Origin of the sequence: Rhodococcus sp. 06-156-4, assembly GCF_002259345.1 — a bacterium.
GTDB lineage: Bacteria > Actinomycetota > Actinomycetes > Mycobacteriales > Mycobacteriaceae > Rhodococcoides > Rhodococcoides fascians_E.
Genome location: NZ_NPGB01000012.1, coordinates 106,167 through 130,175, shown reverse-complemented (window position 1 = coordinate 130,175; position 24,009 = coordinate 106,167). Strand labels below are relative to the sequence as shown.

Here is a 24,009-nt window from a genome sequence, read left to right as displayed (position 1 = left end):
ATGAAAGTGATTCGCCCAGCATTGATCCTCGCGGTGTCCGGAACGGTGATCGCCGGTTGTTCGGCATCCTCCACCCCGGACACGGACGCGCACCCACCTCCCGCCACGGCCGCATACGACTGGACCGCACACAACCAACCGATCACGTGGACGGCCTGCCCCGATGACGTCGACAGCACCGGATTGCAGTGCGCCACAGTGCCGGTACCGCTCGACTACGACGACCCGGACGGCGAACGAATCGACCTCACCATCTCCAAGCTCGCGTCGACGAACCCCGACGAGCGGCGCGGCTCGCTCATGCTCAATCCCGGCGGCCCCGGCGGCACCGGACTGGACCAACCCACGTTCCTCGTCGAACGCGGAATACCGCAGGAGACACTGGACACTTACGACCTCATCGGCATCGACACACGCGGAATCGGACACTCGTCGCCCATCAACTGCGGAATCACCGACGACATCCAGTACCGAGGAGCTGTTCCACCGTATGCGTACGACGACAGCGCATTCGACGAGCAGAACACCGTAGCGAGGCGCGTCGCGGAGAACTGCGCCGAGGGCGACGACGGCCGTATGAAGCACGTGACGACGGCCAACATGGCACGCGACCTCGACAGCATCCGTCAAGCACTCGGAGACGAGAAGGGCAATTTCCTCGGGTACTCCTACGGATCCGCACTCGGAGGTGCGTACGCATCGTTGTTCCCGGACAAGACCGACCGAATAGTGTTGGACAGCAATATCGGTGACACCCACCTCGACCGCGACGGTATGCGTAGTTACTCCGAAGGCATGGAGGACACCTTCCCCGATTTCGCGAAGTGGGCGGCGGAGCGCAACGAGCAGTACCGATTGGGCAGTACGCCGGAAGAAGTACGGCAGACGTACTTCACCATCGCCGACAAGCTGGATCGCGAACCGGTCGAGGGACTCGACGGCCGCAGCTTCCGGCTCGGAATGTTCGTGGCGCTGTACAACCCGGCCTCCTACGACGCGACGGCACAGACATGGAGGGCTGCGCTGGACACACTCCCCTCCGAGGGCCCACCCGTCGGACACGGGGCGTCCGCATTCGACAACACCTGGTCGGTCTTCCTGGCGGTCACCTGCAACGACGTCGAATGGCCCCGTGACCCGGAGGTCTACAAGCAGGCAATCGAAGAAGACCGCGAGAAGAACCCGCTGTTCGGCGCCGCAGCCGCGAACATCATGCCGTGCGCGTACTGGCAGCTCGAGCACACCGAACCACCCGTGCCCGTGGAGGCCGACGGCCCGACGAACATCCTCGTCGCACAGCACCGACGCGACCCGGTGACACCGCTCGGCAACGGCGAACGGATCAACGAGATGTTCGGCGACCGCTCGCGACTCCTCACCGCCGACGGAAGCGGTCACGGCGTCTACGCTCTCGGGCAGAACCAGTGCGCCCAGGACGTCATCACCGACTACCTGGTCGACGGAGTCATGCCGAACGACGACGTCAGCTGCTGACTCGGGCTACGAATCCCCACGCGCGGTTCACGGACCCGACCTACGCGTCGCACCCACTGGTACCGGTGCGACGCGTAGGTCCTTGGTGCGTACGTGAATTGCGCGTCAGTATCTTCGCGCGAACCAGCATCAGAACCACCAGCGCCGCAAGCCAGCCGACCTGGGACAGCAACACTCCCACGCCCGCCTGCCCTGTCGAATCGGTGCTCGCGCTGACCGCAAATGCAGTCGTGAATCCCCCTGCGGTGCCCAGTGCAGCGGCCAACCCGCCGGCACGGACCCACCTGGATAGCCGTGCTGCGCCGAAACACACTCCGACAACCGTTGCGCCGCAGGCTACTACCTGCCACGTCAGAAACTGGTTCGGCGCGGGCAATCCGGGCCCTCGGACCTCTCCCCTGTAGTCGGCCGACCAGCTCAGCCATCCGGCGCACGCCACGAACCCACCGACGAACGCAATCCAACCGGTGCCCCACACTCCCACTCGTCCGCTACCCGTCTGCCCGGCGAACCGTGCCCTCTCCGACCACAGCGCTGACCATGCCGCGCATCCGCCGATCACGGTCGGCACACCGACGAAGATCAGCACGATCGACGAGAACTGCGACCACGTGAACTCGTCTGCCATCTCACGAGTATGCATCCTGACGCAGCGTTTGACCTCGAGTGCACTCGAGCTTCTACCGTCGAGTACATGAACACGACACGAGACATGCAACCGCCGGAAAAGCAACCCATAGGATTCTGGACCGTCCGCGCAGGTGAAGCGATCCGCACCCGGACCCAGGGCGCGCTCCGCGACATCGATGTGGCACAACCCGAATGGTGGCTTCTTCACCAACTTTCGTTGCACCCGGGAGGCGTCGATCGTGATGCGACCATCGAGCTGATCGGCCACAACGACACCCCGCAGGCGATCGTCGACGCCATCGACTCCGCAACGCACAAGGGGTGGGTGACGCAAACAGACTCCAGGCTGACGTTCACCGACGCGGGCGCCGAGAAGTTCCGCGACGCCGCGGACCTTCAACGCGACCTGCACGCCGAACGGATGCAGGGGATCAGCCCGGAGGACTTCGCGACGACCATTCGCGTGCTGCAGCAGACCGTCGAGAACGTCGGCGGTAACGCCTGGCATTGGTAGCATCACCGACAGTTCGCGGCACGGAAAGTCGAGAATCCGCGCCGGGTGCGCTCCTATCGTTTCGGTCAGAACGAAGGAAGGCAGGGACGGCATGCTGGGTCGGTGGAACGATGCCCTCGGCTACATCGAGGACAACTTGGCGGGTGAGATCGACGCGACGGAACTCGCGCGGATCACGCTCACCTCGGAGTACCACTTCCGACGCGTCTTCTCGGCGCTGGCAGGCATGTCGCTGTCGCACTACATCCGAGCGCGTCGAATGACGTTGGCAACGGCGGAAATTCTCGACGGCGTCGGGGTTCTCGACGTCGCCTCCAAGTACGGATACTCGTCGTCGGACGCCTTCACTCGGGCGTTCCGCCAGATGAACGGCCTGACGCCATCGGCGGCACGCAGGCCGGGTGCAGTCCTTCGTTCGCAGCAAGCGGTGACATTTCACCTGACCATCGAAGGACGGAGCACCATGCGATACCGAATAGTCGACCTGCCGGAGTTCCACGTCGTCGGTAGAAAAACGCGAATCCCCTTGAAGTATCAAGGCGAGAACACCGCGATGACGGAGTTCCACCAGAGCCTTGAACCTGGAACCGGGCAGGCGCTCACAGCGGTCGCCGACGTCCCGGAGTTACCCGAGATCCTCTTCGTCAGTGACGGATTCGAGCCGGAGCGAGAAGACGGGAGCCTGTTCGATTACTACTTCGCGGTGGCGTCGACGACGCACCATCCGGAGTGGGACTCGCTCCCGGTGGCGCCGTCGAAGTGGGTGGTGTTCGAGGCGCAGGCATCGGAGAACTTTCAGTCTGCACTGCAACAACTCTGGGCCGACGCGTTCAGCGAATGGTTCCCTTCCAACCCCTACCAAGTGGTCCCGGGGCCGGAACTGCTGACCGTCACCGAGAAGAGCGCCGACTGGACTTCGGGAACCGGCGAGCTCTGGATCCCCGTCGAGCGACGCTGAGTACCGGAGTGGCGCGAAGCTGGGTACCGGGGCGCCGCCGGCCACCTCCGTATGCCGGAAAGGCTACCGTTGCTCGGTGACCGCCTACTCCGATCGTGTCGCCGAATACGTACGCCTGCTGGACTCGATGGGCGCGGTGCACCCGTCGGATCGGCAGTTGGTCATCGAGTGGGCGACGTCGGTGTCGGGACCCATCGTCGACGTCGGCTGCGGCCCTGGCCACTGGACGGACCATCTCGCGTCCCTCGGCCACGATGTTCGGGGGATCGATCCGACACCCGAATTCGTCGAACATGCGTCTCGCAGATATCCAGGGCGAAAGTTCGACGTCGGGGTCGCCGAGAAACTGCAGGGGCCCGTCGGCGGGATCCTGGCCTGGTACTCCCTCATCCACCACACACCGGACGAGATCTCCGCGCCGCTCCAGGAGTTCGCCCGGGTACTGGGACCAGGTGGAAGCCTGCTGATCGGGTTCTTCGAAGCGCCCGAACTGGGCCCGTTCGATCACGCGGTCACGACGGCCTATCGGTGGCCCGTACCTGCGCTGACGGACCGGCTGGGAGCGTTCGATGTCGTCGAAACGCACACCCGAACGGGCGTCGGCTGTCGACCACACGGGGCGATCGTCGCTACGGTGAAGACGTGAACACACACATGTTGTGGGGTTTCGCGATCGCCGCGGCGCTGGCGTACGTCATTCCAGGGCCCGACTGGTTCGTGGTGCTCAGACACTCGTCGCGATCACGAGCCGACGGTCTGCGCGCCGCGTTGGGCGTCCAGAGCGGGCTGATGGTCCACCTGACCGTGGCGGCGCTCGGGCTGTCCGCGGTACTGCTCGCGAGCGCCCAGGCGTTCACCGTCGTCAAGCTCCTCGGGGCCGCGTATCTCGTGTACCTCGGTGTCCAATCCCTGCGCGACGCCGTACGCGGCAGACCCGCGCCGGACACCACCGACCGATCCGGGCGGATCTGGGCTCAGGCATTCCTCGCCAACGTCCTCAACCCGAAAGCCGCCCTGTTCTTCGTTGCCGTACTGCCCCAGTTCATCGACCCGGCCGCGGGCGTGACCCTGCAGATCGTCGTGCTCGGAGTGTTGGACATTGCCCTCGGTGCACTGTGGTGGCTGCTGTTCGTCGTCATCACCGTGCACCTGCAGGGCCTTCTCCGACGCAGGCGCGCCCGGATGGCCATCGACGGCACCGCGGGCATTGCGCTCTGCGGCCTGGGCGGGGCGCTCGCCTTCACCTCCCGCCCATGACTGCGCTGTGGGTCCTGTGAGCACCGGGGTTTCATGAACTTCGTCGAGGACCTCGCCCCCCAACGACCCAGGTGTGTGAGGCGCATCAACTACGCCTTCGTCCCCGACGACGACCGCCGAACACCGTGGCTGCACCGCGGGAGAACCCACAACGCACGTACCCGCTACTTTCTCAGCCCGCTGCCGACGATCGATCTCGAATTCACTGTCTCCTACCCCGAAACAGGAATCGACCGGGCAATGACAGTGGCGGTGCACGACCCGATTCACGTCACGGGAACATGAAAACAGCTGTCAGTTGGCGGCTTCGTACGCCTCGACGATTTCCGCTGGAATCCGGCCGCGGTCGTTGATTTCGTAACCGCTGTCCGCGGCCCACTGCCGGATCGCACGAGTCTGTGCCGGATCACGCTTGGTGGTCGGGGCGGACACAGCGGGCGCGCTCTGTGCCGCACCGGCCGGTGCGGCCTTGCGCTTACGCCCACCGACACGAGTGGCGTAGTCGACGTAGAATTCGACCTTCTTGCGAAACTCGTTGGCGTTCTTGTTCTTCAGGTCGATCACGTAGTCGACACCGTCGAGCGAGAATTCGATGGATTCCCCTTGGCCCTCGTCGATCGACGTGCCATCGATGTCATCGATCAATTCGTAGATAACCTGCTTCGCCACGGTGCGAGGCCTTTCGTATCGAGGGATTTGTCTTCAAGGCTATCCAATAGCGAATGGAAAAGCAGAATCGGGTTGAGAATCGTTATTCGAGATGACCGCAGTGGAGACCGTTCGGTACGCCGACGCGTGAAATGCGAAGGATTGATTCCGATGAAAATGGGGAACAAGTGTCGCGGACAAGAAGGGACCTTCACCGATGACGCTCGACCACACCGCGCACGCCGAAAACAGCACTGAACCCGAGGAGTCGATTCTCCTCGACGCACTCCCGACGAAGATCGTGCTCGACATCGTCGGCGCGACGACGCTGTTCACCGCCATCGCACTCGCTCTCGACGTGTCCGACGGGGTCCTGGTCACCGCCATGGTCGGGGCGCTCGTCGTTGCCTCACGCCTGCTACGACGGCGTGTGCCCGACGAAGTGTGAAACGGATCCCCGGTGGGTAGTACGGCCCTATCTATCCAGCGAAGGAAGTTCCGCATGCCCACCTCACGTGAGACCACAGCCAGCTGCGACGACGTGTGGGAAGTGCTCGCCGACGGGTGGAACTACGCCACGTGGGTTGTCGGAGCCAGCCGCATCCGCGCCGTGGACGAGAAATGGCCCGCCGAGGGATCGAGAATTCACCACTCCGTCGGGGTGTGGCCGGCGGTGTTGAGCGACGAGACCCGGTCTGTCGGAATGCACGAGGGACGCGAATTACAGCTCGAAGCCCGCGCACTCCCCTTCGGAAAAGCCCACATCACGCTGCGTCTTCATCCTCAGGCGTCGGGCTGCAGAATCGAAATGATCGAGCACGCCGCGACGATGCCTGCAAGCATCGTCCCTGATTCGGTTCAGCACCTGTTGGTGCACCCGCGCAATTCCGAAGCATTACGACGCCTTGCCCTGCTTGCGGAGAAAAGAAGCAACTGAGGGAGTCGGCTAGGACGGCCGGCCTCGCGACACGAATCCGCGCCGGACGAACGACCGTGCCGTGTCCGAAATGGTTCTCTTACGCATCGGCGGACTGTCTCCGAACGCTCGGTCCTGCATTCCACGCACCGTCTCCCGCAGGACCGCCGGGCCGTCTTTGCTTGCCTGCCATCCTAATTCGTTGCGAGCCCGCGCCGCGTTCAACAGCGGTGTCTCGAAAGCCAGTTCCACCCACCCGTGATGGATCGGCAGCACATGCGCCGTGAAACCCACTCGAACGGCGGTCGACAGCACCCTCTTCGGGGTCGGAACTATTCGAACACCGAACGCATCCGCGACCGTATCGGCCCGAACCGGTGTCGGCGCAGCAAGATTGAACGGTCCCGACGCGCGACGCTGCAGAACCCTGACCACCGCGTCGGCGACGTCGTCGCTGTGCACAGCGGGAACGACGAAGGATCGGTCGATGGGTAGGAACGGAACGACGTCCACGATCGAGGACGGTACGAGATCCGGGAGCGCGTAACGCAACAACGCACTTCCGAACGAATACTGACTGATCAGCCCGGGACGAAGACGAGCAACACGCATTCGAGTGGACAGACCGTCCAGAACATCCTCGGCAGCGGCCTTGTCCATGCTGTACGTCGACGCCTCGACCCCTGTCCTTGGCCAGGATTCGTCGACCTCGACGCCGTAGGCGCCGGGCGCATAGATACCGCCGGACGACAGATGAACCAAATGTCCGACGCCTGCAGCCTCACAGGCCCGCGCCACGCGCTCGGTGCCGTCGACGTTGACTCGCCGAAGATACCGACGGTCCCGCATGGGCTGGAATGCAATGGCGAGATGAACCACCGCGTCGACCCCACTGAAAGCGTCGAGCAGGGTTTTCGCGGAGTCGTCGGATGCAAGATCGACCTGAACCCAGGTGACGCCGTCGAAGGGCGGTTCCTGAGGCGGTCGCCGTCGCGACAAGCCGACGACCTGCGCATCCGGGTACGCAGCGCGGAGAGCCCGCAGAACAGCGGTGCCCACGTTCCCGCTCGCCCCGGTCACCGCGATGCGCACAGCGGTCCTCGTATTGCGTTCACACAGCGTGGAATCCCCGGACTGGAAGAACCCAAACGCCGTGAGTGGAGACACATCGACGTATCTCCACTCACGGACGTGGACTAGCGGACGTCGAACCGATCGTTGTCCGCGACCTTGACCCAGGCCGCAACGAAATCGTCGACGAACTTCTTACCGTTGTCCGCCTGGGCGTATACCTCGGAGATCGCGCGCAGCTGCGAGTGCGATCCGAAGTTCAGATCGATGGCACTGGCCGTCCACCTCTGCTCACCGGTCTTGCGCGTCTTCCCGACGTAGGACCCGTCGTCCGCCTTGCTCCACTCGGTGTCCGAATCCAGCAGGTTGACGAAGAAGTCGTTGGTCAGCGCACCCGGACGGTCCGTGAACACGCCGTGCTTGCTGCCACCGTGGTTCGCGCCCAGTGCACGCAGGCCGCCGACCAGAACCGTCGCCTCGGGCGCGGTCAGGTTCAGCAGGTACGCGCGATCGAGCCACAGAACTTCCTCCGGCGTCTCCTCGTCGCTCTTGTAGAAGTTGCGGAAACCGTCGGCGCGGGGCTCGAGGTATCCGAAGGACTCGACGTCCGTCTGCTCCTGCGAGGCGTCGGTGCGACCCGGAGTGAACGGAACCGTCACCTCGTGCCCGGCGTCCTTGGCAGCCTTCTCGATCGCGGCGGATCCGGCGAGAACGATCAGGTCCGCGAGCGAAACCTGATGTCCGTCAGCACCGTTGAAATCGTGCTGGATCTGCTCGAGCTTCGGCAGCACCTCGGCGAGCACGGCAGGCTCGGATGCCTCCCAGCTCTTCTGCGGTTCGAGCCGAACACGTGCGCCGTTGGCGCCGCCACGGAAGTCCGTGTGGCGGAACGTGCTTGCCGACGACCATGCAACCGACACGAGCTGCTGCACCGTCAGTCCCGAGTCGAGGATCTTCGACTTGAGCGAGGCGATGTCGGCGTCGTCGATCGGCTCGGACGTCGCCGCCGGAACCGGATCCTGCCACAGCTGCTCCTCGGGAACCCACGGACCGAGGTAGCGGGAGATGGGGCCGAGGTCGCGGTGCAGAAGCTTGTACCAGGCCTTCGCGAAGGCGTCGGACAGCTCCTCCGGGTGATCCAGCCAGCGACGGGTGATCTCGGCGTAGATCGGATCCTCACGCAGCGAGATGTCGGTGACGAGCATGGTCGGTGCGCGTCCGGGACCACCGAAGGGGTCGGGGATCTCACCGGCGCCCGCGCCGTCCTTGGCCACGAACTGCCATGCGCCCGCAGGGCTCTTCTGCAGTTCCCACTCGTAGCCGTACAGGTTCTCGAGGTAACCGTTGCCCCACTTGGTCGGCGTCTTGGTCCACACGACCTCCAGACCACTGGTGACCTGATCCTCGCCCTTGCCGGTGCCGTGGCCGTTCTTCCAGCCGAGACCCTGCTGCTCGATCGGTGCGCCCTCGGGCTCCGGTCCGATCTTGTCCGCGGGACGAGCGCCGTGCGTCTTGCCGAAGCTGTGACCACCGACGATCAGCGCAGCCGTCTCCTCGTCGTTCATGGCCATGCGACCGAACGTCTCGCGGATGTCGTGCGCGGCCTTCACCGGATCCGGCTCGCCCTCGGGCCCTTCGGGATTGACGTAGATCAGACCCATCGTGGTCGCGCCGAGCGGCTTCGCGAGCTCACGCTCACCGGTGTACCGCTTGTCGGTACCCAGCCAGCTGTCCTCGGGACCGTAGAAAACTTCCTCGGGCTCCCAGATGTCCTCACGGCCGAACGCAAAGCCGAACGTCTTGAATCCCATGGCATCCAGTGCGACGTTGCCGGCGAACACCAGCAGGTCGGCCCACGAGATCTTGTTTCCGTGCTTCTGCTTGACCGGCCACAGCAAGCGGCGAGCCTTGTCCAGGTTGGCATTGTCCGGCCAGCTGTTGAGCGGTGCGAAACGCTGCGCGCCCTGACCGCCACCACCTCGGCCGTCGAACACGCGGTACGTACCGGCCGCGTGCCAGCTCAAGCGAATGAACAGACCACCGTAGTTGCCGTAATCCGCAGGCCACCAATCCTTCGAATCGGTGAGCACAGCCGTGACGTCGGCCTTCAACTCGTCGACGTCCAGCTTCGCGAATTCTGCCTTGTAATCGAACTTTTCACCCAACGGCGTCGACTTGGACGTATGCGCATGCAGGATCGACAGGTCGATCTGGTTGGGCCACCAGTCCTTGTTGGTCAGCGGAGCCCCGCTCTTGGGCTTCGGCGACTCGATAACCGGGTTTTCGCTCTCACTGGTGCTGTCGGTCTTCGTGTCGGAGTGGGGTGGGCGGGCGTCGGAGGTCACGCGTGGTCCTTTCCGGTGGGCTACATTTTTCGGGCTGTGATCAACGCCTGGCGATGATCAAGATCTGGTCGCGCAATCGGGACAGAAGCCCCAGAACGTGACCTCGGCCTCGTCGACGACGAAACCATGACTGTGGGACGGCGTCAGGCACGGAGCCTCACCGAGCGCACAATCCGCATCGGCGATGAGACCACAACTGCGACACACGACATGGTGATGATTGTCGCCGACGCGCATCTCGTACCGGGCCACATGACCCGCCGGTTGAATGCGACGCATGAGGCCGACAGCCGTCACCGCATCGAGAACGTCGTAGATGGCCTGACGGGACACCGCAGGCAAAACTGTACGAGCCAGCGTGAACACGGTATCCGTGTCGACATGCGGATGACTGTGCACAACGTCCATGACGACAGTGCGGGGCTGCGTGACCCGTAGACCGGCTGCACGTAGCCGATCCGCATTGGTCAGGTCCGTCGTCATGACACCGACGATAACCAGATCCAACCCAAAAATCTCGTGTTTTCTGGAATTAGTCAAAATTTCATCGCGCGGTTTCCGTACCGAACGTGGCGTTCGGTCACTTGAAGTGACCGAACGTCACGTTCGGTCCCACGCGTTCGGTCCCACGCGTTCGGTCCCACGCGTCGGTCCTGCGAGGGGGTGACGCTGTCAGCCCAGGCGGCAACCGCTGGCAAGGGGTACGTCGTTGAGCCGGTCGGTGATGTAGTTCAGTGCCAGTCCGGTGCCGTAGCCGTCGATGAGGTCCGGGCCGAAGTGGTTCGGCAGGACGGCGCCGGGGAGGATCGGCGGCAGGTCGTTGCTGACGAAGTCGACGGTGGCACCGTTGTCGCACCAGTCGACGGCGAGCTGTCTGGCCTGCTCGTAGGGGACGGTGTCGTCGTTGCGTCCGCTGGTGACCAGCACGGGGGTGGTCGGCGTCAGGGTGCCGATGCGCTGTTCGTCGAAGATCGGCGCTGCTTCCGGAATCGTGCGCAGGTTGGCCAGCAGGGGCTGGTGGTCGGCGGTGAACGTCTCGGTCCGCAGGAAGGGGTGGCGGAGGATGACGTCGCCGATGCAGGCGTTGCTCAGCTCGGCCATGACGGCTTTGCCTTCGGGGGTGAGCCGCGCATTGAAGGGTTCCAGCAGTTCGGGCCTGCGTGCGACGAATCCGTTGACCGCGAATCCGATGACACCGCCGATGAGTGTTCCGTCGACCTGCCCGAGGGTCGCCAGCAGGTCCGCCGGAGGCGCACCCGCCCAGGTGCCCTTGACGTTCAGCTCCGGTGCATACGACGGCTGCATCTCCGCGGCCGCGGCGACGGCGCCACCGCCTTGCGAATATCCCCACAGCGCAAGCGGAGTCGACGAGCCGGTACCACTCAGGACGTTCGCGACGCGGGCTGCGTCGAGCACCGCATGTGCTTCTTCGATGCGGTTGACGTACGTGTGCACACCGGGCGTGCCGAGACCGACGTAGTCGGTGACGAACACCCGCGCACCGCGGGCGATCCAGACGGACGCGGCGAGCTGTTCCTGGTTGGCCGAGAACGAGACCGGATCGAGTGTGGCGTTCAGTCCCGTCTGGAACGCCTTCGACGGTGCACACTGATCCCCCTGCCCGACGGTCCCGGGCGCCACGACGATCGTGGGGCGCTCCCCGGTGCCGCGCCAGGGTTGACTTGCCTCGATGTATGTTCCGGTGACGGCGACCGGCGAATCATCTTGCAGCCGTGAGGAATACATGACGCGTTGAGCCTTGCCGGGCCACGTGCCGTCCGCGCCGGGGAACGACGCGAGGAGGGGGAGCGGCTCGGTCCGGACGAGCGAGCCCGGCGTCGAATCGAATTCTGCGGGTGGAGAATAGAAGTCCGATCCCGGATCGGCCGACGCGGTCGCCACCGGAATCAGCACCGCGGCAGCTAGAGACAGTACGACCGTGACGACGCGCAGATTCACCGTATCCCCCAAGGATGACCCAGTCGCGGGTGGCTTGGATCACACGCGAGGTGGGCTAAACCTAGACAGAAGCGGCGACGAGTGTCAAGTTCCGCAGAACGTCTGGAACCCACTCGCGAAGACCGCAGGCGCCGGTCCCGCGAACTCCGCCCACTCGGGACGAACCTCGAACGGGTGAGTGACGACATCGAGAAGCGTCGAGAACTGGCTCATGTCCCCGCCCGTCGCAGCCACGAGGGCCGCGTCGACCAGATGGTTTCGCGGGATGTACACCGGGTTCACACGATCCATCGCATCGGCCACGGCCGCGGGATCGCCGACCAGCGCCGAACGCCACCGCGACTCCCACCCCGCCCGCCACGAGGGAACAACTGGCCCTGCCCCCACGGTCGTTCCTGCCGGCTCCACTCCTGCCCCCACGGTCGTTCCTGCCGGCTCCACTCCTGCCCCCACGGTCGTTCCTGCCGGCTCCACTCCTGCCCTCAAAGAGTCCGCCAGCGTTCGGAACGTCCCTGTCCAGTCCGCACCCTCGGCCTGCAGGACCGCCAGGAAGTCGTCGATCAGACTTCTGTCCGGCGAGGCCAGGCCGAGTTTCGACGTCATTCCAGCCGTGAAGTAACCGTCGTACCGCGTGTCGAAGCTTTCCAGCACCGCGGTGACCTGGGCGATGGCGTCGTCGGGAACGTCACTGATCAGCCGCAGCAGGGTTTCGCCGAATCGCGCGAGATTCCATTTCAGAACCGCGGGCTGGTTGCCGAACGCGTACCGCCCGCCCTGATCGATGGAGCTGAAGACGGCGGCCGGGTCGTACCCGTCGATGAACGCGCACGGCCCGTAGTCGATGGTCTGGCCGGAGATGGTGGTGTTGTCGGTGTTCATGACGCCGTGCACGAACCCAGCGAGCATCCACTTCGCCACCAACGATGCCTGCGCGTCGACCACAGCCTCGAAGAACGCCAGGTAATCGCCCGTCGCGGCCGGGTAGTGACGCTCGATCGCGTAGTCCGCCAACGGTTGAACGAGGCCGTCGCGACGAACGGCGAACTCGAACGTTCCCACCCGAATGTGGCTGGCCGCGATGCGCGTCAGCACCGCACCCGGCTCCGGCCCGTTTCGGTACACATCCCGCCCGGTGGCCGTCACGGCCAGCGAACGCGTCGTGGGAATCGCCAACGCGTGCATGGCCTCGCTGATCAGGTACTCACGCAGCATCGGGCCGACGACGGCGAATCCGTCGCCTCCGCGGGAGAACGGCGTCGGGCCGGATCCTTTGAGATGAACGTCCACCCGCCCGTCGCCGACGAGCACTTCTCCGAGCAGCAGTGCGCGACCGTCGCCGAGAAGCGGTGCGTACCCACCGAATTGGTGACCCGCGTAGACCATGGCCACCGGGTTGGACCCGGCCGGAGCAGTGGCGCCGGACAGAACGTCGACGCCGACGTCGGGAATTCTCAGCTCGCCGGCGAGGGCGTCGTTGAACACCAGTAACTGCGGACTCGGCGCCTCGGCTCCCTGCCACGGCAGCACGAGCGCATCCAATCGATCGGCGTAGGTGCTCTCGAAGGTCATACTTCGACAGTAACCTCGAGCATTGTCGACCTCGGACTACTGCGACACCGATTCGACGGCGACGAGTTCTGCGGCGACGTCGTGGAGTCGCTGGTTACGTTCTTGGGACAGCTTGACCAGCAGGTCGAAGGCACGGAGTGCGTCGATCGAGTACCGCTCCATCAGCATGCCCTTGGCCTGGCCGATGATGTCCCGCCGCGCGAGCGCCGACTTCAGTTGATCCCGTTCGCGCGCGGCGAGGAGAGCCAATGCTGCGTGCGTCGCGACGGCTTCCCCGACGATCAGATCGTCCTCGTCGAACGCATCGGTGCTCTTGCTGTAGAACACCAGTGCGCCGAGGTCGCCGTCACCGGAGTACAGCCGGAACGCAGCCAGGGATCGCACCCCTTCGGCCACCGCGATCTTCGCGAACTGTGGCCACCTCTGCTCGCCGTCGAGCTCCCCGGACACCACAGTGTCGAGGTGCTGGAGTTCGTTGTCGATGGGCCCCTCGTCCAGCTCGTATTGCAGCCGGCACATCTCCTCGGCGACGGAATCCGTCGACGCGACCACGGTGCGTTTCCCCTTTTCCAGGGTGGTCACGCATCCGTGGTGGACATTGCCGATCAGTTCGATCGACAGCGCCAGGATCTGCTGAACGGTTTCCTCGACCGTGCGGTTGCCCTTGCGCAGGTCACGCGCGAAGTCCGCGAGTCCCAACAACGTCGGCGAATTGTCCGACGCTCGCGCGGTGGGTTCTGCCATCGTTCACCTCAGTCCGAGCTGCATGCAATCAACGTTGATGCAGGTAGCAGCGCGGAACCATGGCGTGCACCTGCTCCGGGTGACAACGCCGCTGCTCGACGGATGACCCTCCGGGTCGACCGCGAACTGCAATCGACGACGCATAGTGTATCCGGCGCTCTAGAGATCCTCGTCCTCGTCGTCCCAGTTGCCGATCGATCCCAGCCCACGGCTGATGCGCAGAGCGAAGATGAGCGCTATCACGATCCACAGCGCCAGGATGCCCAGAATCCACCACCACATTTCGTCAGTGTGCAGGGAAACCAAAAGGTTTGTCGGCGGAAGAGGCCAAGTGATTCGGTTCCGCCGTCGCGGGGTATCCGACGGCTCTTGTGCGCTCTAACGGATCCAGTACTTTCGGCTGGGCCAGGCCATACGATGTGTTGTCGACTGTCAGTTGGCCTGAAAGGACGGCTATGCCGGATCCGACCGATGACCTGGCCGTACTGCAGGCGATACTGGACCTGTCGCCCGATTTGATCGCATTGTCCGAATTCTCGGGTGCGGTGCTGTACGTCAATCCAGCCGGACGCGCACTCGTGGGCCTCGATTCCCTGACGGACGACGAGGTCCTCACCACGGACATGTTCTTCACCGTTCGCGGCCTCCTGGTGGCCGACGAGGTCGAGGCGAGCCTGAGAAATCACGGTCACTGGCGAGGGCTGAGCGAACTTCGCCACCACCGCACGGACGTGGCGATCCCCGTCGCCGTGTCGGCTTTCGTCCTCGAGAACCACGACGGTGTGCCCGGAAAAATCGCGACGATCATCCGCGACCGAACGGCCGGGCATCACCGCGACGAGGAACTTCAGGCCGTGGCCGCGACTGCCCGGCAGCATGCCGCCGAGCAGCAGGCGCTCGCCGAACTCAGCCGCCTTGCCGTACATGCGGACCTCGCACAGTTGATGTCGGCCGCAGCGCTGGCCGCCGCGACGCTTCTCGGCGTCGAATCCGCAGCGGTCGTCCACCAGGCGCACACCGGCGACAGCACCCTCAACGTTCTCGCTGCCAGCAGAACCCTGTCCACTCGCGCGTCCATTCCGGCCGGCAATCACTCCATGGCCGGTTACGCACTGCAGCACAACATCCCGGTGATCTGCCCGGACATCACCACCGAGGATCGCTTCGACACCTCGACCATGGAAAGCCTCCAGATGCGTAGCGGGGCAGCGGTGCCGGTGCCCTTCGCCTCGTCCGAACACTGGGGAGCACTGGCCGTGTACGGGTACGAGCCGCGCATGTACAGCGCCGACGAGATGAGCTTCCTCGCCGCCGTCGCCAGCGTCGTGACATCGGCACTCAAACGAGTGGAGCTGGATCGACAGCTGTGGCTCAAGAGCATGCACGACGCTTTGACGTCGCTCCCCAACCGGACGCTGGCGTACGAGTTCATCGACGACGCGCTCATGCGCAACCATTCGGAACGCAGTCACGTTGCGCTCCTGCTGCTCGACATCGACGATTTCAAGATCATCAACGACAGCCTCGGACACGAGAGCGGCGACCGTGCACTCGTCCGGTTCAGCGAGCGCCTCACCGACGCCGTCGGAGAACGCGGCACCGTGGCCCGGCTCGGCGGCGACGAGTTCCTCATCATGTACCAGAACATCGACGGACCCGACCAGGCAGAAGACTATGCTCGTCACATCATTTCGAAGCTGAGCGCACCGCTGCGTCCGGGCGACGGCCCGATCCCGATGAGCGTCAGCATCGGCATCGCCCTGTCGGAACCGTCGATGTCCCGGCGCGATCTCATTCACCGAGCCGACCTGGCGATGTACCGCGCCAAGGACAGCGGCGACGGCGGGTACGCGCTCTTCGACCGAGACGACCTGTACGACGCGGACCGCGTCCGCTCGTTGTCCATCGACCTTCGAAATGCACTGGCCGCAGGGGATCTCAGGCTGCATTATCAACCGCTGATACAGATCTCGACCGGCAAGATCGTCGCAGTCGAGGCACTGGCACGCTGGAACCATCCGGAGCGAGGGCCGATCGAACCGACCGAGTTCGTCGCCGTGGCGGAAAGAACCGGCCTGGCCACAGCCCTCGGCTCGTGGGCGCTCCGCACTGCCTGCGCGCAGGCAGTGCAGTGGAGAACGTTCTCCGACATCACCATCCGCGTCAACGTCAGCGCTCTTCAACTGCGCAACAGCGCTTTTCCCGACGACGTCGCCGCCGTCCTACGCGAGACCGGGCTACCGCCGGAGGCCCTCGGCCTCGAAATCACCGAAACCGTATGGGTCTCCGACACCGCCCGCGTCTCCGCGACCCTCGCAGCCCTCGGCGCGATGGGCGTCGCACTGCTGCTCGACGACCTCGGCAAAGGCTACGGTTCCATCGCCTACCTCGACCGCTACCCGACGTTCGAGTGCCTCAAGATCGACAGGTCCTACATTGCCGAACTGCCCGGGGAACGTGCCGAAGCAGTCGTCTCCGCGATCGTCATGCTCGCCATCGCATTCGACGTCACCGTCGTCGGCGAAGGAGTCGAGAACCAGGCGCAGTACGACGCACTCGCAGCCGCCGGATGCCATCTGGCACAAGGATTCCACCTGGGCCGCCCCGTCGATGCGGAACGCACGACCGCGCTACTGCGACAAGCGTGAGAACGCCGCGTGCCCGAAGGTGACTCCGTCTACCGCCTCGCTCGACGCCTGAGAGCGGCGCTGGACGGGCAGACACTGCGCCTCGGCAGGTTGAACGTCCCGGCGCACGCGACCGTCGATCTCGCCGGGCGGGTGATCACCGGGCACCGCACCCATGGTAAACATCTGTTCACCGACTTCGACGACGGGGCCACGCTGCACACCCATCTGAAGATGACCGGTTCCTGGACCGTCACGCGTCCCGGCCGCCGACTGCCCACGCGGTTGAACCCCGATGTCCGAGTTCAGCTGTCCTGCACGGACGGACCCACCGCCTACGGTCTGACGCTCCCCGTCGTCGACTACGGCTCCCGCCCCGACATGAACCGACTTCTCGCGCACCTCGGGCCCGATCCACTGCACGACGATTTCGATGCCGCGCTGGCCGCATCGAACGTCAGGGCGCAAGGCAGCGTGCCCATCATCTCGGCATTGCTCGATCAACGCGTCGTCGCCGGGCCCGGAAACCTGTGGGCCAACGAACTCTGCTTCCTGCGTGGCCTGCACCCGCAGCGACCGGCCGATTCGGTGGATGCACCCGCGCTCGTCGCGTTGCTGCACCGGGCGATGACGCATTCCGCCACAGTCGACGGAGCTCACCAGGTCACCACGGGTGACCGCCGAAAAGGACGGCAGCACTGGGTCGCCGGCCGTGCAGGCAAGCCCTGCCTTCGATGCGGGACCACCATCGCCGTCACCGCCGAAGTCCCCGGCGATCCCGCGCGACGCCGAACCTGGTGGTGCCCAGCGTGCCAGCCGGCGCCGACGGGTTAGCGCATCAGGACAGACGCGCGATCGCGTCCTTCTCCACGAACAGCGGCACGAAATCTCGAATCGACCCGCCGTCGAACTTCCGATGCGCCTCCGCCACGGCCGCGTCGACATCGGCCTCGGGGAATTGGACAGCAAGCCTCGAACGGATCTCGTCGAGGGCGCGCTGTTCTTCTGTGGTGATGGTCTGCTGCATGCCACAGATGATGCCCGTGCGATGCTCGGTTTTCAACGGCCAGGCGGACACTAACTTTACATTCGTTCAGCTCAGCGGCGCTGTGCGCTGCAGCGATGCGTCGAACGTCACGTTCGACGCGTACATCCTGCCTGTCCCACACTGAGCAAGACTTGAGGGTAGCGTAGCCTAACCTGTTGTCCGAATTGTCTACTTAGAAGGGGATCTGTCCATGCACTCCACCACTGCGAGGCGACGCTGGTCGCGCCTGATACCCGTTGTCGCCGCCACGGCCGCGCTGGCGCTCGTCGGATGCTCGTCGTCCGAGAACCCGGAGGGAAGCGGTACCGACTCCCCGGCGTCCGGACTCCTGCCCGATGCCGAAGGCACCACGCAGTACCCCCTCACAGTGGACACTTGGGCGGGCGATTTCGTCATCGCCGAGCGTCCCGAACGCGTCGCAGTGATCGGCTTCAACACCGGCCTCGACGCCCTCCAAGCACTCGACGTCACGCCGGTGTACGCGCTGACCGAGGATCCGGTCTGGGAATGGCGAGACACCGACTACTTCTCGCAGATCGAATTCGTCGACGGAGCGACGCGCAGCGACCCGGTGAACTTCGAGAACATCGCCAACACGAACCCCGACGTCATCATTTCGCTGAACTACGGTCTCGAACAGACGGACGTGGATCGACTCACCGACATCGCACCCTACGTCGACCTGTCCACCCTCCCGGGTGACAAGGCGGACTGGCGCGAGGGCCAGCGCATCGTCGGCGAGGTCCTCGATCTTCGAGCTGCATCGGAGGCCGTCATCGACGAGGCCGACCGCAGAATCGCCGACGTCGCCGCCGCACATCCCGAGTACGAGGGCAAAACCGTCACGATCGCAACGGATTACGGCGCCGACAGCGGCATCGACTACTACTCCGTCGCAGGCGGCACCGCCGAATCCTTCATGACGGATCTGGGATTCACACCCAACCCCATCGCCGCCGAATTCACCGACGATCCCGCCGTCGGGGACGAAGCACTCGAGAAACTGGACGGCGACATCCTGATCGTCTCGTACTTCGACGACGCCACCCAGCAGGCCCGGGAGTCCTCCGGGCTCTTCCAGCGCCTCCCGCCCGTCGTCGACGGCCGCTATCACGCCGTCAACGACGCCCAGCCGAACTCGGGATCGCAGGCCACCTGGGTCCTCCGCCGCGGCGCCAGCGCCCTCAGCCTCCCCTGGGCCGCAGAAACCATCTCCGACATCTGGCTCGCCGATGTCGTGAAGTAGCCCTCTGTCACCCGTGCGCGCCGAACCGCCTCATCCGGCCCGCACGGGTGCAGCGGGTGCACTCTCGATCAGATGTCGGGTGTACTCGTGGTGCGGGTTCCGGAACACCTCAGCGGCGCGCCCCTCCTCCACCACTGTCCCGCGCCGAAGTACGACGACCCGATCGGCGACGCTGTCCACTACAGCCAGGTCATGGCTGACGAAGAGGCAGGCGAAGCCGAATTCTTCCCGCAACTCGGCGAACAACTCCAGTACGTGAGCTTGCACCGACACATCGAGCGCACTCGTCGGCTCGTCCGCTACCAGCAGCTTCGGCGACAGCGCGAGAGCCCGAGCCAGTGCGACGCGCTGACGCTGCCCACCCGAGAGCTCCGACGGTCTGCGGTTCACGAAGTCCGCTGGTAAACGGACCGATTCGAGCAGTTGCTTCGTCCTCGAGCGCACCTCGGCGCCGGTGGCCACTTTGTGCACCACCAAAGGCTCACCGATGCTCTGCCCGACGCTGCGGCGCGGGTCCAGCGAGGCCGCAGGATCCTGATGCACCAGCGCGACGCCTCGCCGAAGCGCCCGCAGTTCCGACGCACGCAAGTGTCCGACCGTCGCCCCGAGTAGCTCGACTCTGCCGGTGGTCGCAGGCACCAGCCCCAGCGCGAGTCGGCCGAGAGTCGTTTTTCCCGAACCGGATTCACCGACCAATCCGACCACTTCGCCGGCCGAGAGCGTCAGGTCGACGCCCTCGATCGCGGTGAAGGACGCCGCACCGAAGCGACCCGGATACACGACGGAGACGTCGCTCAGGCGCAGGACCTCGGTGGATCCTTTCTCGTGCAGCCGATCACGGACCTCGTGCAGTCGTGGAACCGCGTCGAGTAGATCGCGGGTGTACTGGTGCGACGGATCGGAGAACAACCGGTCCACCGGCTGCCTCTCGAGCACTCGGCCCTCGCGCATCACCACGACCGAATCGGCGATCTCCGCGACGACCCCCATGTTGTGGGTGATCAACAGAATGGCTGTGCCACGAGTCTTACGCAGCCGCTGCAACAGGTCGAGTATCTCGGCCTGCACGGTGACGTCCAGCGCTGTGGTCGGCTCGTCGGCGATCAGAAGGTCAGGTTCACCGGACAGTGCGAGGGCGATGACGACACGCTGCTTCTGGCCCCCGGACAGCTGATGCGGATACCAATCGACCCGGGATGCGGCGTCGGGAATCTCCACCAGTTCCAGCAGTTCGATCGCCCGGGAGCGAGCCTCGGACTTGGATATCCTGCCGTGTGCCTGCAGAGCTTGCGTGATCTGCCACCCGATCTTCTGGACCGGGTTGAGAGCGGTCTGCGGCTCCTGGAAGATCATCGCTGCTCGGACGCCTCGGACGGACCCGAGCAGAGCCTCGTTCGCGCCGATCAACTGTGTGTCTCCGAGAGTCACCGAGCCGGTCGCGTCGGCACCGTCGGGTAGCAACCCGAGAATCGTTCGGGCCGTGAGCGACTTACCGGAACCGGACTCACCCACCAGTGCGACTATCTCACCGTCGTCGACGCCGATGCTCACTCCGTCGACGACCGGTGCAGCCGTCCCGAACGCGATGGTGAGATCTTCGATCTTCAACAAGGTCATGACCGACGCTCCCGTCCGATGCCCTGGGCGATGAGGAGAAAGCCGAGGACGAGCAGTGCGACGACGACGAGCGGTCCGACAGCGAACGCCGCGTTGATGTCCAGATTCGGGATGGAGTCGGAGATGATCGACCCGAGCGACGGTTCCGGCGGCCGGACGCCGATACCGATGAAACTCATCGCACTCTCGACGAACACAGCGAGGGAGAGCGACAGCGCTACCTGAACTCCGATGGGCTCCAGCGAGTTCGGCAGCACGTGCGTGCGCAGGACGAACAGCTTGCCCGCTCCGATGACCTCGGCCGCTTCGACGTACGGTTGTTCCCGCACCTTCAGCACCGATGTTCTGATCAACCGACCGAAAATCGGCAGCTCGGCCAGGACGATCACCACGCCGACGGTGAACGCACCAGGACCGATGATGGCGGCGAGCGTGATGGCGAGGATCAAGGCGGGGAAGGCCAGCACGACGTCGAAGATTCGTTGTGCGGCAGTGTCGGCCGCCGGATGCAGCGTCGACACCAACCCGACGAGACCACCGATGATCGCACCGATCGGCACCGCGAGAAATGCGATCTCGAGATCGATTCTGATGCCGTACAGCACTCGCGAGAGCACGTCGCGGTTGACCTGGTCGGTTCCCAGCCAATGATCCGCGTTGGGCGCCAGCAAGTTTGCGCTGGAGATCTGTTCCAGCGGATCGTACGGAGCCAACAGCGGAGCGAAGATACCGGCCAGCGCAATGACACCGACGATGATCACTCCCACCAGCCCCTGACCACTCGTCAGGCCACTCCACCTGGTCCGCGTCCTTACTGGTTCGTCGAGGACGGTCATGACGGTGCTCCGATGCGAATCCGGGGGTCGAGGTAGGCGTGCACCACATCGGTCAGGAGCTGGACTGCGACGAACACCGTCACGGACAACAGCAGCAAGACCTGCACGACGGGGTAATCACGCCGGCTGATGCCCTGCTCGATCAACTGACCGATACCTGGCCACGCGAAGATCGCCTCGACCAGAACAGCACCCCCGAGCAACTGCCCGGTCTGCAGACCCAACGCGGTGACCATCGTAGGCAGTGCGTTTCGCAGCGCCGAGCGCGACACCAGATTCCACTGCGACACTCCCAGGGACCGAGCTGTGGTGATGTAGGGCTGTTTCAGTTCGGTGCGCAGGGACTCCGTCAGAAACCGCGTCAGAGCGGCCGCCACCGGTAATGCCAGGCACACGGCGGGGAGAAGCAGATACTGCACGGTGATGTCGGGACGAGCGAGGAACCCGTCGGGCGGTACCCCGCCCGCCGGCAGTACCGGCAGCAACACAGCGAAGAACAGAACGAGCAGCACACCGGACACGAACGGCGGCAACGCCACGGCAACGGTGTTGGCACCGTTGACCAGCGCGGTGAGCCAGCGTCTCGGCCACGCCACGGACGCAACCGAAAGCCCGACCGACACCACGACCGCCAGCAGCAGCGCCGTCACCGACAGCACGACGGTGTTGAGCAGGCCGTCGAACACCAGGTCCGCAATGGTTCCGCCGATGACGTACGAGCGCCCGAGGTCGAACGTGACCACGCCCCAGAGCCAGGTCGAGTACTGAACCGGGATCGATTTGTCCAGCCCCAGTTGCGCTCTGATCGCGGCGATGGATTCCTCGGACGCGTCGGGCCCGGCCAACGTCGTCGCGGCGTCACCCGGTACCAGGCGGAGCACCAGGAAGATGACGACGGACGCGAGGAACAGTACGAGCAGTGCCGACGGAATCTTGTGCAGCAGGTAGCGCGTCATGACAGAAAGACATCCGTCAGCAGGACTTCCGATCGCTTCGTCCAATCGAGACCGTGCACGCTGTTGGCGGTGACAACCTGGTTGAACGTCACGCCGATCTCGATCAGGAACAAGCTTTCGAGCAGCTCCTGGCTGACCGCCGAGTACTTCTCCTTCGCCTCGTCGCCGGTGCCGTCGGCCACTTGCCACGCCGCGTCGGCAGCAGCCTGATACGAGGGCGACTCGTACCGTGACGCGTTCTTCAGTGCATTGAACGGATACGCGCTGACCGTCAGCGTCGACGGCGTGTACTGCGCCCAGGAATGGAACGTCACCCACAGCGCGGGGAACTGTTGCCCGATCAGCTGTTTCACGAATGCGGCACTCTCGACCGGATCGAGTTCGACCGTGACGCCGATCTCGGCCAGGTTCGCCTGCACGATCTGCGCGGTCGCCTCGTAGTACGGGTTTCCCGCCTGATAGGTCAGCGGCAGGGCGGGAATGTTTCCGACCTCGGCGACCAACGCTTTCGCGCGGTCCGTATCGAGGGTGAAGGTCGCGTTGAGGTCCTCGTCGTACGCGGGTGACGTTTTCGGCCACGGGACATTGATCGGGTATCCGGCACCCCGGAATACCTCGGCGATGATCCGGTCCCGGTCCAGCGCGAACGCGATCGCCCGACGCAGCCGGACGTCGGACAGTGCCGGGTTCTGCACGTTGGTGCCGACGTAGATCTGCAGTTCGGCACCTTCGAGGTTGTTGCTCGTGTGTGCCCCGCCGTTCGCGAGCGTCTCCGCGTCGCGGTAGTTGATGTTGGTGACCGCCTGCACCTGACCCGACCTGATGGCGTTCGTCAACGCCTGGGCGTCGGGGATGATCGACACTTCCACGCGATCCAGATACGGGCGCTCCGGCACCCGGTAACTGTCGTTGCGGACGAAGGTGAGCGACTGGTTCGGCGTGCGTTCGGTGAGAACGAAAGGACCGGTACCGACGAACTTCTCACCCGTCCTCAGCTGGTCGATCGATTCGCTGTCCAGGATCGGGACGGTGTCGAGGAGATCGAAGATGTTGCCCAGGGGGTGCGCGAACGTCAGTACGAGCCGGTGCGGATCGGTGGTGTCGAAGGCCGTGATCGCCGCCGCGGTACTGCGCAACTGCGCCGTCCACGTGGGGTCCGCATAGGTGCGAATCGAGAACTCGGCATCCGTCGAGGTGAACGGCCTCCCGGAATGGAACGTGACATCGTCTCGCAGTTCGAGCGTGAGCGACAGGCCGTCGTCGGCGAGTGTCCACGACTCTGCAAGCAAAGGCGTCGGCGATACCTCGTCGTGCGGATACCGGATCAAGCTTTCGTAGACGAGGCCGATGACCGTTGTCGCACCCGCAGTGTTGGTCAGGAAGTTCGCCGGCACCACGTCCTGCGTCACCGCAGTTTTCAGCGTTCCGCCGCGCACCGGGGTCGCGTCGGACGAGCCTGCGTCCTGCTGCTCACCCACCGCGGACGAGCACGCGGCCGCACCGAAGATGGCCAGCGCGCTCAGGCCCGCACCGCGCAGCAGAGTGCGCCGGTCGAAAGACATGTTTGTACTCAA

General features: G+C 64.7%; 25 protein-coding genes. 11 read left to right on the top strand and 14 right to left on the bottom strand.

Features of this window, described 5'->3' with window-relative positions:
- Complete coding sequence (locus CH290_RS07575; protein ID WP_033188926.1) at positions 1 to 1,494, top strand: alpha/beta hydrolase; 1,494 nt, start codon at positions 1 to 3, stop codon at positions 1,492 to 1,494.
- Between the two features lie 40 nt (positions 1,495 to 1,534).
- Here CH290_RS07575 and CH290_RS07570 read toward each other — a convergent pair whose 3' ends face one another.
- Positions 1,535 to 2,122: a hypothetical protein gene (locus CH290_RS07570; RefSeq protein ID WP_033188925.1), complete on the bottom strand. Its 588-nt coding sequence runs from the start codon at positions 2,120 to 2,122 to the stop codon at positions 1,535 to 1,537.
- A 66-nt stretch (positions 2,123 to 2,188) separates the two neighbouring features.
- On the opposite strand from CH290_RS07570, the gene CH290_RS07565 reads away from it, so the two are divergent.
- From CH290_RS07565 to CH290_RS30175, 5 genes are all read left to right on the top strand, one after another.
- Positions 2,189 to 2,638: a MarR family winged helix-turn-helix transcriptional regulator gene (locus CH290_RS07565; RefSeq protein WP_033188924.1), complete on the top strand. Its 450-nt coding sequence runs from the start codon at positions 2,189 to 2,191 to the stop codon at positions 2,636 to 2,638.
- A gap of 91 nt (positions 2,639 to 2,729) precedes the next feature.
- Complete coding sequence (locus CH290_RS07560) at positions 2,730 to 3,596, top strand: AraC family transcriptional regulator (protein ID WP_033188923.1); 867 nt, start codon at positions 2,730 to 2,732, stop codon at positions 3,594 to 3,596.
- Positions 3,597 to 3,672: 76 nt separating this feature from the next.
- Complete coding sequence (locus CH290_RS07555; protein WP_033188922.1) at positions 3,673 to 4,242, top strand: class I SAM-dependent methyltransferase; 570 nt, start codon at positions 3,673 to 3,675, stop codon at positions 4,240 to 4,242.
- Positions 4,239 to 4,853 carry a LysE family translocator gene (locus CH290_RS07550; RefSeq protein WP_033188921.1) on the top strand — a complete coding sequence of 205 codons (615 nt, stop codon included), beginning with the start codon at positions 4,239 to 4,241 and terminating at the stop codon, positions 4,851 to 4,853. The genes CH290_RS07555 and CH290_RS07550 overlap by 4 nt, the downstream gene beginning before the upstream one ends.
- Positions 4,854 to 4,928: 75 nt before the next feature.
- Positions 4,929 to 5,138: a hypothetical protein gene (locus tag CH290_RS30175; protein ID WP_170947514.1), complete on the top strand. Its 210-nt coding sequence runs from the start codon at positions 4,929 to 4,931 to the stop codon at positions 5,136 to 5,138.
- A gap of 9 nt (positions 5,139 to 5,147) precedes the next feature.
- Here the strand turns inward: CH290_RS30175 and CH290_RS07545 are convergent, their stop codons facing one another.
- A complete protein-coding gene (locus CH290_RS07545; RefSeq protein WP_020110549.1) occupies positions 5,148 to 5,522 on the bottom strand; it encodes a histone-like nucleoid-structuring protein Lsr2 in 375 nt (124 codons plus the stop codon).
- 196 nt (positions 5,523 to 5,718) lie between these two features.
- Between CH290_RS07545 and CH290_RS07540 the strand changes: the two genes are divergently transcribed.
- Together CH290_RS07540 and CH290_RS07535 are read left to right on the top strand one after the other, a co-directional pair.
- Positions 5,719 to 5,949, top strand: coding sequence for a hypothetical protein (locus CH290_RS07540; protein ID WP_019665669.1), 231 nt, complete (start codon positions 5,719 to 5,721; stop codon positions 5,947 to 5,949).
- 54 nt (positions 5,950 to 6,003) lie between these two features.
- Entirely contained in the window at positions 6,004 to 6,438 is a 435-nt protein-coding gene (locus CH290_RS07535) for an SRPBCC family protein (protein WP_019665668.1), read from the top strand.
- A gap of 9 nt (positions 6,439 to 6,447) precedes the next feature.
- On the opposite strand, the gene CH290_RS07530 is transcribed toward CH290_RS07535, so the two are convergent.
- The 7 genes from CH290_RS07530 to CH290_RS30935 form a co-directional block, all read right to left on the bottom strand.
- A complete protein-coding gene (locus CH290_RS07530) occupies positions 6,448 to 7,509 on the bottom strand; it encodes an NAD-dependent epimerase/dehydratase family protein (RefSeq protein WP_033188920.1) in 1,062 nt (353 codons plus the stop codon).
- A gap of 104 nt (positions 7,510 to 7,613) precedes the next feature.
- Positions 7,614 to 9,833, bottom strand: coding sequence for a catalase/peroxidase HPI (katG, locus tag CH290_RS07525; RefSeq protein WP_033188919.1), 2,220 nt, complete (start codon positions 9,831 to 9,833; stop codon positions 7,614 to 7,616).
- A 57-nt stretch (positions 9,834 to 9,890) separates the two neighbouring features.
- Positions 9,891 to 10,316 carry a Fur family transcriptional regulator gene (locus CH290_RS07520; RefSeq protein WP_033188999.1) on the bottom strand — a complete coding sequence of 142 codons (426 nt, stop codon included), beginning with the start codon at positions 10,314 to 10,316 and terminating at the stop codon, positions 9,891 to 9,893.
- A gap of 189 nt (positions 10,317 to 10,505) precedes the next feature.
- Complete coding sequence (locus CH290_RS07515; RefSeq protein ID WP_033188918.1) at positions 10,506 to 11,792, bottom strand: lipase family protein; 1,287 nt, start codon at positions 11,790 to 11,792, stop codon at positions 10,506 to 10,508.
- 84 nt (positions 11,793 to 11,876) lie between these two features.
- A complete protein-coding gene (locus CH290_RS07510; RefSeq protein WP_033188917.1) occupies positions 11,877 to 13,361 on the bottom strand; it encodes a protein adenylyltransferase SelO in 1,485 nt (494 codons plus the stop codon).
- Positions 13,362 to 13,397: 36 nt separating this feature from the next.
- Positions 13,398 to 14,105 (bottom strand): GAF and ANTAR domain-containing protein, encoded by a 708-nt coding sequence (locus CH290_RS07505; RefSeq protein WP_019665662.1) that lies wholly within the window; start codon positions 14,103 to 14,105, stop codon positions 13,398 to 13,400.
- 159 nt (positions 14,106 to 14,264) lie between these two features.
- On the bottom strand, positions 14,265 to 14,387 hold the full coding sequence (locus tag CH290_RS30935) for a hypothetical protein (RefSeq protein ID WP_019665661.1): 123 nt from the start codon (positions 14,385 to 14,387) through the stop codon (positions 14,265 to 14,267).
- A 173-nt stretch (positions 14,388 to 14,560) separates the two neighbouring features.
- Here CH290_RS30935 and CH290_RS07500 point away from each other — a divergent pair, with 173 nt between their 5' ends.
- The gene (locus tag CH290_RS07500; RefSeq protein WP_020110545.1) at positions 14,561 to 16,753 is read left to right on the top strand and encodes a putative bifunctional diguanylate cyclase/phosphodiesterase; all 2,193 of its coding nucleotides are present in this window, start codon (positions 14,561 to 14,563) and stop codon (positions 16,751 to 16,753) included.
- Between the two features lie 9 nt (positions 16,754 to 16,762).
- Positions 16,763 to 17,566, top strand: coding sequence for a DNA-formamidopyrimidine glycosylase family protein (locus CH290_RS07495; RefSeq protein ID WP_020110544.1), 804 nt, complete (start codon positions 16,763 to 16,765; stop codon positions 17,564 to 17,566).
- Positions 17,567 to 17,570: 4 nt separating this feature from the next.
- Here the strand turns inward: CH290_RS07495 and CH290_RS07490 are convergent, their stop codons facing one another.
- Positions 17,571 to 17,759, bottom strand: coding sequence for a three-helix bundle dimerization domain-containing protein (locus tag CH290_RS07490; RefSeq protein ID WP_033188998.1), 189 nt, complete (start codon positions 17,757 to 17,759; stop codon positions 17,571 to 17,573).
- A 211-nt stretch (positions 17,760 to 17,970) separates the two neighbouring features.
- On the opposite strand from CH290_RS07490, the gene CH290_RS07485 reads away from it, so the two are divergent.
- The gene (locus tag CH290_RS07485) at positions 17,971 to 19,026 is read left to right on the top strand and encodes an ABC transporter substrate-binding protein (RefSeq protein ID WP_020110542.1); all 1,056 of its coding nucleotides are present in this window, start codon (positions 17,971 to 17,973) and stop codon (positions 19,024 to 19,026) included.
- A 30-nt stretch (positions 19,027 to 19,056) separates the two neighbouring features.
- Here the strand turns inward: CH290_RS07485 and CH290_RS07480 are convergent, their stop codons facing one another.
- Genes CH290_RS07480 through CH290_RS07465 form a run of 4 tightly spaced genes read right to left on the bottom strand, consistent with a single transcriptional unit; the run spans position 19,057 to position 23,997 of the window.
- The gene (locus CH290_RS07480) at positions 19,057 to 20,643 is read right to left on the bottom strand and encodes a dipeptide ABC transporter ATP-binding protein (protein ID WP_033188916.1); all 1,587 of its coding nucleotides are present in this window, start codon (positions 20,641 to 20,643) and stop codon (positions 19,057 to 19,059) included.
- Positions 20,640 to 21,479, bottom strand: coding sequence for an ABC transporter permease (locus tag CH290_RS07475; protein ID WP_033188915.1), 840 nt, complete (start codon positions 21,477 to 21,479; stop codon positions 20,640 to 20,642). The genes CH290_RS07480 and CH290_RS07475 overlap by 4 nt, the downstream gene beginning before the upstream one ends.
- Entirely contained in the window at positions 21,476 to 22,435 is a 960-nt protein-coding gene (locus CH290_RS07470) for an ABC transporter permease (protein WP_019665654.1), read from the bottom strand. The genes CH290_RS07475 and CH290_RS07470 overlap by 4 nt, the downstream gene beginning before the upstream one ends.
- Complete coding sequence (locus CH290_RS07465; protein WP_019665653.1) at positions 22,432 to 23,997, bottom strand: ABC transporter substrate-binding protein; 1,566 nt, start codon at positions 23,995 to 23,997, stop codon at positions 22,432 to 22,434. The genes CH290_RS07470 and CH290_RS07465 overlap by 4 nt, the downstream gene beginning before the upstream one ends.
- Positions 23,998 to 24,009 lie beyond the last annotated feature (12 nt).